Here is a 7,324-nt window from a genome sequence, read left to right on the forward strand (position 1 = left end):
ACCACCAGCGACAGGTATTTTCCCAAAATGATCTGGAAATTGGTAAGTGGACTGGAATACAATAGTTTGATGGAGCCACTTGCGTATTCCCTGCTCATGATGCCCATAGTGAGCAGCGGTATATAGAGGTAGAGATAGTTCTGAATACCCGTGAACAAACCGCTGAACCCTGCAAAAGTATACAGGGTTACGCCGGGTATGGGGTAGTTCAGCAGTTGTACTTTTACCCATTGATCGAAAGTGGGCACAAATACGAGGGCTGACTGAAACGAAAATATGATCAGGATGAGCCATGCAATGGGTGAATAAAAAATTTTCTGCAGTTCTGTAAGTGCTATATTCAGAATTGTTTTCATCCGGGTATTATTTTTTCTTTTTGGAGAGTGCGGCAAATATGGTGTCGAGCGAGTTTTTTTCCAGGTTGATCTCCATCAGTTCCCACTGTTTCTGCACGCTGGCTGCAATGATCCTCCGGGTTACATCCTGTACGTCTGTAAAACCTATCCGGTAACGGTTTCCTGATAATAGTTCCACATTGCTCACACCTTCTATCTTTTCTATTTCCTGTATCGGCGGAGCAGCCAGTAGGGTAGTGATCAAAGAGTTCGGCATGATGTAATTATCGAATTCATCCAGTGCGCCGGAAAAGACCACCTGACCTTCATTGATCATCCAGATAGAATCGCAGAGTGCCTGCACTTCCTGAAGAATATGGGTGGAAAGTACAACGGTCCGCTCTTCCGCTATTTCCCTGATGAGGTTTCTTACCTCCAGTATCTGGTTGGGATCAAGTCCGTTTGTGGGCTCATCCAGCACAACGAAGTCGGGTTTATGGATAATGGCCTGAGCGAGGCCTACCCGTTGTTGATATCCGCCTGACAGGTTCCTGATAAGCCTTTTGCTGAAATGAGCTACGCCGCATTTGGTCATGGCTTCGCTGATGGCACCTTTTATAGTTGAATTTTCCATCAACCTTATACTGGCACAGTGACGCAGGTACTCCTCCACGGTAAGATCAGAATGAAGCGGTGGTTGCTGTGGCAGGAAACCGATATGTTTTTTTGCACTTACGGGATCTTTGCGCAGGTCAACACCTTTTATAAAAACATTTCCCTGTGTTTGTTTGATTACCCCGCAAATGATGTTCATGATGGTGGATTTACCGGCGCCATTAGATCCCAGCAATCCATAAATCCCGTTGCGGGTCAGTTCAAAACTGATATCCCTGATGGCCCATTGTACACTATAGCGATGCGAAAGGCCTTCCACTTTTACAATGGATGCACTCATTGGTAATATTTGGTTTAGTGAAGTAGTGTATACAGTGCAGTTGCGCGTTGATGCACTATATACGCATATAGGTTTACGTTAGTGATTACCCGGGTATTGTTGGAAATTCCTGTATATGACGAAGACTTACCGGATTGGTATTATGGGAAAGTTGTTAATTCTCGAAAAAAGTGAAAAGAAGCCTGTTCTTTGCAAAATGCAGGTGGTAGCTCAGGGTTATTACGAAGTCTTCTTAGAACGCTCCTCAAAATATGTATAGATCAGAATAGCGGTATTTCCCAGGAGAAACGACAACAACGAAGGCACGAAATCCCTGCTTGCATGGATATGCGCAATCGTTCCGCCACTCACCGTCTGGTGATTGATATAGCTTATGGATACCATATAGGCGATATACCCGCAGATAGTAGCCAGGAGATATGACTTCAGCATCCCCATTTTGAACAGTTTGCTGAAAATCAGGAGAAAGGCGATGAGGAAAATGAACCCCACGAAATGCAGTAATATGAATATGTTGAACCAGCTGGTATCATTCCAGGTGAACTTAAGGCCGATATAGGTAAGCCCTGCACAAAGCACGAAAGCGTAGGCGATTTTCTTGAAAATGCTCATAATAGGGTGTAAGATAAGGGAAAAGAAAAGAGGTTGCATCCTTTTGGATACAACCTCTTATAAGCAATTAGCGCTGTGTTATTCGTGAATGGCCACAATCGGAATATGGCTATGGTAAGCCAGCTTCTTGGTATGGCTGGTTTTGAACAGTCCGCTCAGGAAGCTGTTGCGCTTCGGTACGATAATGATCGCATCGATGGCGCGGTCGAGCGAGAACTGGCTGATAGCCTCCTGAAAATCATATTGACGGATAAAATAGAACTCAGGGTTGTATCCGGCAAACATTTTTTCCAGTTTTGCCCTTTCAGCCTTGTATTCGTCGGTAATATCCACATAATGCTCACTGTCTACGTTCACCACGTGCAGGGAAGCATTGAAGATCTTCAGTACACCCTTGATAGCGGCTATCGGGGTGGTGGTTTCCACTTCTTTCAGGTCAGAAGCTAAGGCGATATTCCTGATCGGATGGTAAGTGGCATCCGGAGGAATGATCATTACCGGGCAAATGCCCTTGTCAACCAGGTTGAGCGTGTTGCTTCCCATGAAGATCTGCTCCAGACGGGTAGCGCCGGTGATGCCCATGAGCACCAGGTCGATACCATGATGTCTTACGTATCGGTCAAGGCTGTCCACCAATGATGAACCGCCCTCTAATACAATTTCAATTTTAGCAGAAGGAGCCAGCGTCAGCAATTCGTCCTTCAGGTTGTGAAGTGCTTCCGTAAGCACAATGATCCGGTCATTTTCAGTCTCCGTCAGCAAAGAACCATCTGATCCCGCAGCTACTACGTCATGCAGGTTATACAAGATAATTGTGGCGTCCTTCTCATTGGATACGGCCTGAACGGCAAACCTGGCAGCGTTTTTCGATGTGTCAGAAAAATCCGTTGGTACGAGGAATTTTTTCATTATTCAGTTGGTTTTTTTTGAAAGATACAGAAACAGAATTAAAAAACTACCTGCTTTTTGAACGAAAAACTATGATTTGCAGTATTCAATGAATGCCAATAAATAAAATCCCTAATTTTAAACGCACCAATTCCGATCCAAATTAGTTATATGAAAAAAATCACTATTGCGTTTGCGCTGCTGGCCTCCTCCTTCATGGCTGCAGCACAATCTGTACCCGCCATTATCCCGCAGCCCGTTTCGCTGAACCTGCGTACCGGTAACTACCAGCTCAATGCACAGAGCCGTATCGAAGCCACCGGAAAAGAAGCTTTCCGCGTTGCTGAAATGCTGGCTGCCAAACTCAGACTGGTAACCGGGTATGGATTGCCTGTTGCCAACGGGCTCACCAAAACCATCAAGACCAACCTCATTTCCCTGGAGCTGAACACGAAGGCCAATGCTGTCATCGGAAAAGAAGGGTATACCATGGAGGTGAATGAAAAAGGCGTATTTATCAAAGCCAATCAGCCTGCCGGGCTCTTTTATGGTGTGCAGACCCTCATACAGCTCCTTCCGAAAGAGATCGAAGGAAAATCCATCGTGAAGAAGGCCAGCTGGTCCCTGCCTTCGCTCAGCATCACTGATCAGCCACGTTTCGGATGGCGTGGACTGATGCTGGATGTAAGCCGTCACTTCTTCACAAAAGCGGAAGTGAAGGAATTCATCGATAATATGTCCAAATATAAATACAACCTGCTGCATTGGCATCTTACAGACGACCAGGGCTGGAGGATTGAAATAAAGTCATTGCCCAAACTCACATCCGTAGGCGCCTGGCGTGTAAACAAGACCGGTACTTTCGGCACCTTCTCTCAGCCCACTCCGGAGGAACCTAAAACTTACGGCGGTTTCTACACGCATGAGGATATCAAAGAAGTGATCGAGTATGCGGCTGAACGTTATGTCAACATCCTTCCTGAAGTGGATGTGCCGGGCCATAGCAGTGCAGCCATTGCTTCTTACCCTGAACTGGCCAGCATTCCCGGCGACTTCCGCGTGAATTCCGGAGAGAAGCTGATGAACTGGTTAGGAGGTGGAAAGTTCACAGCCGTGAAAGACAATAGTCTTTGTCCTGCCAAAGAATTCACCTATGAATTCCTCGATAAAGTATTCACTGAAGTAGCTGCCCTTTTTCCCTTTGAATATATCCATATGGGTGGTGATGAGTGCGCCAAGAATTTCTGGGAGCAGAGCGAAGAAGTGAAACAACTGATGCTGAAAGAAAAGCTGAAGGACATGCACGAGGTGCAGTCGTATTTTGTAAAACGTGTCAGCAAGATCATTGCTGCAAAGAACAAGAAGATGATCGGCTGGGATGAGATCCTGGAAGGCGGACTGGCGCCTAACGCCGCAGTGATGAGCTGGCGTGGTGTGAAAGGTGGACTGGAAGCCATCAAGGAAGGACATGAAGTGGTGATGAGCCCCAATACAAATGCTTATATCGATTTCATGCAGGGCGATGCCAGCATAGAGCCTCCGGTATACAGTACTTTAAGATTGAAGACCACTTATGAATTTGAACCGGTTCCTGCCGGTGCAGACCCTAAGCTGGTGAAAGGCGGCCAGGCCAATCTCTGGACGGAGCAGATCTATAATACCCGCCACATGCAATACATGGTATGGCCCAGGGCATTTGCCATCTCTGAATGTTTGTGGAGCCCTAAAGACAAACGCAACTGGAACAACTTTATCGGCCGTACCGAGCAGCATTTCGAACGCTTCAACGAGGCGGAGATCAAATATTCTCCGGCTATGTATGATCCCATTGTGAAAGCTTCTTTTGCCGCAGACAGCACCCTGAAGATCGATCTCAGCACAGAGGTGGAAGGGCTGGATATCCATTACAGCTTTGATAATTCATTCCCTGACCGTTTCTATCCCAGGTACACAGAAACGCTGATGACGCCGAAAGATGCGTCAACAGTGAAACTGGTTACTTACAGGGGAAAACAACAACAGGGCCGTATGCTCACCATCCTGATAAGCGACCTGCAGAAACGCGCAGGAAAAAAATAGTGTATATGAGAACCACTTCGCAAAAAAATATCAGCCCGCAGTGCAACGATGGTTTGTGGTGCAGTGTCAATGCTGCTGAACGCAAGGAGAGCGTTCATTGGTATTTTGCTTAGGGGTTATTACCAATTATGTCTACGTAGGGTCTTCCAACCGTCTTACCGGAAGGCCCTTTTTTTATTTCGAAGTGCCAATCAATTTCGCTGTGTCCAGTCGCTCGCGTCCCGCGAGTGACTTTTATTCCGTCGCCTCCGGCGACCCGGTGCTCGCCAGAGGCGAGCTACTGGGCATACGCTGTTTTTCCATGCACACGCTGCTATTACTTGTAAACACGCACGTAGTCTATTTCCATCCTTGCAGGAAAGGCAGTGTCATCAACGCCTTTCTGTCCACCCCAGGAGCCGCCCACAGCAATATTCAGGATGAGATACATTTTCTTATCGAAGGGCCAGGCATCGGGTCCGCTGCCATCATTCTTAAAAGTGAAGTAGGTTTTATTGTCAACGCTCACGCGGATGGAATCCGCATTCCAGTCGAGCGAGTATACGTGGAATTTATCCGAGAGATCATTGAATACAATAGTGTCTCCCACCTGAGTGCCAATGGTATGATTGTATTTCTTCGTATGTACGGTGCCGTGAACGGTTCCCTGGTTGTAGCCAACATGCTCCAGGATATCTATCTCGCCGTCATCGGGCCATTTTTCCGGGTTGGCGCTGAGCATCCAGATTGCGGGCCAGGTGCCACGGCCGCGGGGAAGTTTGGCGCGTACTTCAATGCGGCCATATTGCCATTCTCCTTTTCCTTTACTTACAAGTCTTGCAGAAGTGAAATTCCTTCCTTCGAAATTTTCCTTGCGTGCTTCAATGATCAGCTTTCCATTTTCCACCCAGATATTCTCTTTTCTTTGCTTCGTGTAGAACTGCCATTCTTCATTGCCCCATCCATGTCCACCGGTATCGTACCCCCATTTGGTGGAGTCCGGGAAACCTGTATAATCAAATTCATCTGACCAAACGGGAACAGGGCCCGAAGGGACAGTGGGAACGGTTTGCGCTCTGAGGGCCGCAGGCATGGCCAAAGCAGCCATCATGCAGCAGGTGAGGAATAATTGCCTGGGGTTCATGATAAAAAGTTTCAGATGACAAGTGAAGTAAATTAATCATTTATGGAACTGAACTTTATGAACAGTTGTTAATCCTGTCAAAAAAAATATTTTGCCGGTAACATGGATGCCGTATTTTTGCCTCGCAATTATGAAATTCAGCACTACACATATCCATCATCATCATACTTACCTCAAGAGGTAGGCCAATGGTGTTTGTGTGTAATCAAACAATATTCAAAGGGCTTACCACTGGTAAGCCCTTATTTTTTTGCTCATATCCAAACAAATCAAAATGGCTCAGACAAAACTGCGCATCGCTATCCAGAAATCAGGCAGGCTCTATGAAGACTCGGTTCAGCTGCTGAAGGAATGCGGCATCGATCTGCGCAATGTAAAAGACAAGCTGAAAACGGAATCTGATAATTTCCCGCTGGAAGTGTTCTTCCTCCGTGATGATGATATTCCCCAATATGTGGAAGATGGTGTGGCAGATATCGGGATCGTGGGCGAAAATGTACTCCTGGAAAAGAATAAACATGCAGTAGTGGTGGAAAAGCTTGGATTCGGCAAATGCCGCCTTTCCGTTGCCATTCCCCGCAGTATCGAATACGGAGGCGTTACTTCCCTCCAGGGTAAACGCATCGCCACCAGCTATCCTTTCCTGGTGAACAAATGGCTGAATGAAAACCTGGTGCAGGCCGAGATCCACGAGATCAGCGGTTCCGTGGAGATCGCTCCCGGTATCGGGCTCGCAGATGTGGTGGCCGACCTCGTAAGCAGCGGTTCCACCCTGTTCATGAACGGACTGAAAGAAGTGGAAAGCATCCTGCAATCTCAGGCCGTTCTGGTAAAGAACAGTGGTCTGGGTACAGAACAGGAGCAACTCCTGGAAAGACTGCTTTTCCGCATCCGCGCCGTGAAGAAAGCCAAACGCAACAAATATGTGCTGATGAACGCACCCAACGATAAACTGAAAGACATCATCAGCCTGCTGCCCGGTATGCGCAGCCCAACGGTGCTCCCGCTTGCAGAGCCCGGCTGGAGCAGCGTGCACAGCGTACTGAGTGAAGACAGGTTCTGGGATATCATCGAAGAACTGAAAGCCGCCGGCGCTGAAGGTATCCTGGTAGTTCCCATCGAAAAAATGGTGATGTAAAATTTATCGACATGAAAATCTATCAATACCCGGAACCTTCACAATACGCATCACTCCTGCAAAGACCCGTGGCGGATGCCGCTTCCCTGGAACAGACTGTGCGTACCGTACTGGAGGATGTAAAGAAGAACGGAGACGAAGCCGTGAAGCGCTACACACAGCAGTTCGACAAAGCCTCCATCGATGTTTTACAG

Annotated in this window: 8 protein-coding genes; 3 read left to right on the forward strand and 5 right to left on the reverse strand. The window is 47.3% G+C overall.

The window, feature by feature from the left end; genetic code table 11:
• The 4 genes from ACTHMC_RS06190 to ACTHMC_RS06205 form a co-directional block, all read right to left on the reverse strand.
• A partial coding sequence (locus tag ACTHMC_RS06190) for an ABC transporter permease (RefSeq protein ID WP_440411795.1) occupies window positions 1–356 on the reverse strand: 356 nt, incomplete at its 3' end.
• Window positions 357–363: 7 nt separating this feature from the next.
• A complete protein-coding gene (locus ACTHMC_RS06195; protein WP_440411797.1) occupies window positions 364–1,290 on the reverse strand; it encodes an ABC transporter ATP-binding protein in 927 nt (308 codons plus the stop codon).
• A 219-nt stretch (window positions 1,291–1,509) separates the two neighbouring features.
• Entirely contained in the window at window positions 1,510–1,902 is a 393-nt protein-coding gene (locus ACTHMC_RS06200; RefSeq protein ID WP_440411799.1) for a hypothetical protein, read from the reverse strand.
• A gap of 78 nt (window positions 1,903–1,980) precedes the next feature.
• Window positions 1,981–2,811, reverse strand: a complete 831-nt coding sequence (locus ACTHMC_RS06205; protein WP_440411801.1) for a universal stress protein — start codon at window positions 2,809–2,811, stop codon at window positions 1,981–1,983.
• A 150-nt stretch (window positions 2,812–2,961) separates the two neighbouring features.
• Between ACTHMC_RS06205 and ACTHMC_RS06210 the strand changes: the two genes are divergently transcribed.
• Window positions 2,962–4,869 (forward strand): beta-N-acetylhexosaminidase, encoded by a 1,908-nt coding sequence (locus tag ACTHMC_RS06210; protein ID WP_440411803.1) that lies wholly within the window; start codon window positions 2,962–2,964, stop codon window positions 4,867–4,869.
• Window positions 4,870–5,185: 316 nt separating this feature from the next.
• Here ACTHMC_RS06210 and ACTHMC_RS06215 read toward each other — a convergent pair whose 3' ends face one another.
• Entirely contained in the window at window positions 5,186–5,992 is an 807-nt protein-coding gene (locus tag ACTHMC_RS06215; RefSeq protein ID WP_440411805.1) for a glycoside hydrolase family 16 protein, read from the reverse strand.
• A gap of 274 nt (window positions 5,993–6,266) precedes the next feature.
• On the opposite strand from ACTHMC_RS06215, the gene hisG reads away from it, so the two are divergent.
• Complete coding sequence (gene hisG / locus ACTHMC_RS06220) at window positions 6,267–7,130, forward strand: ATP phosphoribosyltransferase (RefSeq protein WP_440411807.1); 864 nt, start codon at window positions 6,267–6,269, stop codon at window positions 7,128–7,130.
• 11 nt (window positions 7,131–7,141) lie between these two features.
• The coding region (locus tag ACTHMC_RS06225) for a histidinol dehydrogenase (protein WP_440411809.1) at window positions 7,142–7,324 on the forward strand (183 nt) is incomplete at its 3' end.

It is taken from the genome of Pseudobacter sp. (assembly GCF_051955275.1).
GTDB lineage: Bacteria > Bacteroidota > Bacteroidia > Chitinophagales > Chitinophagaceae > Pseudobacter.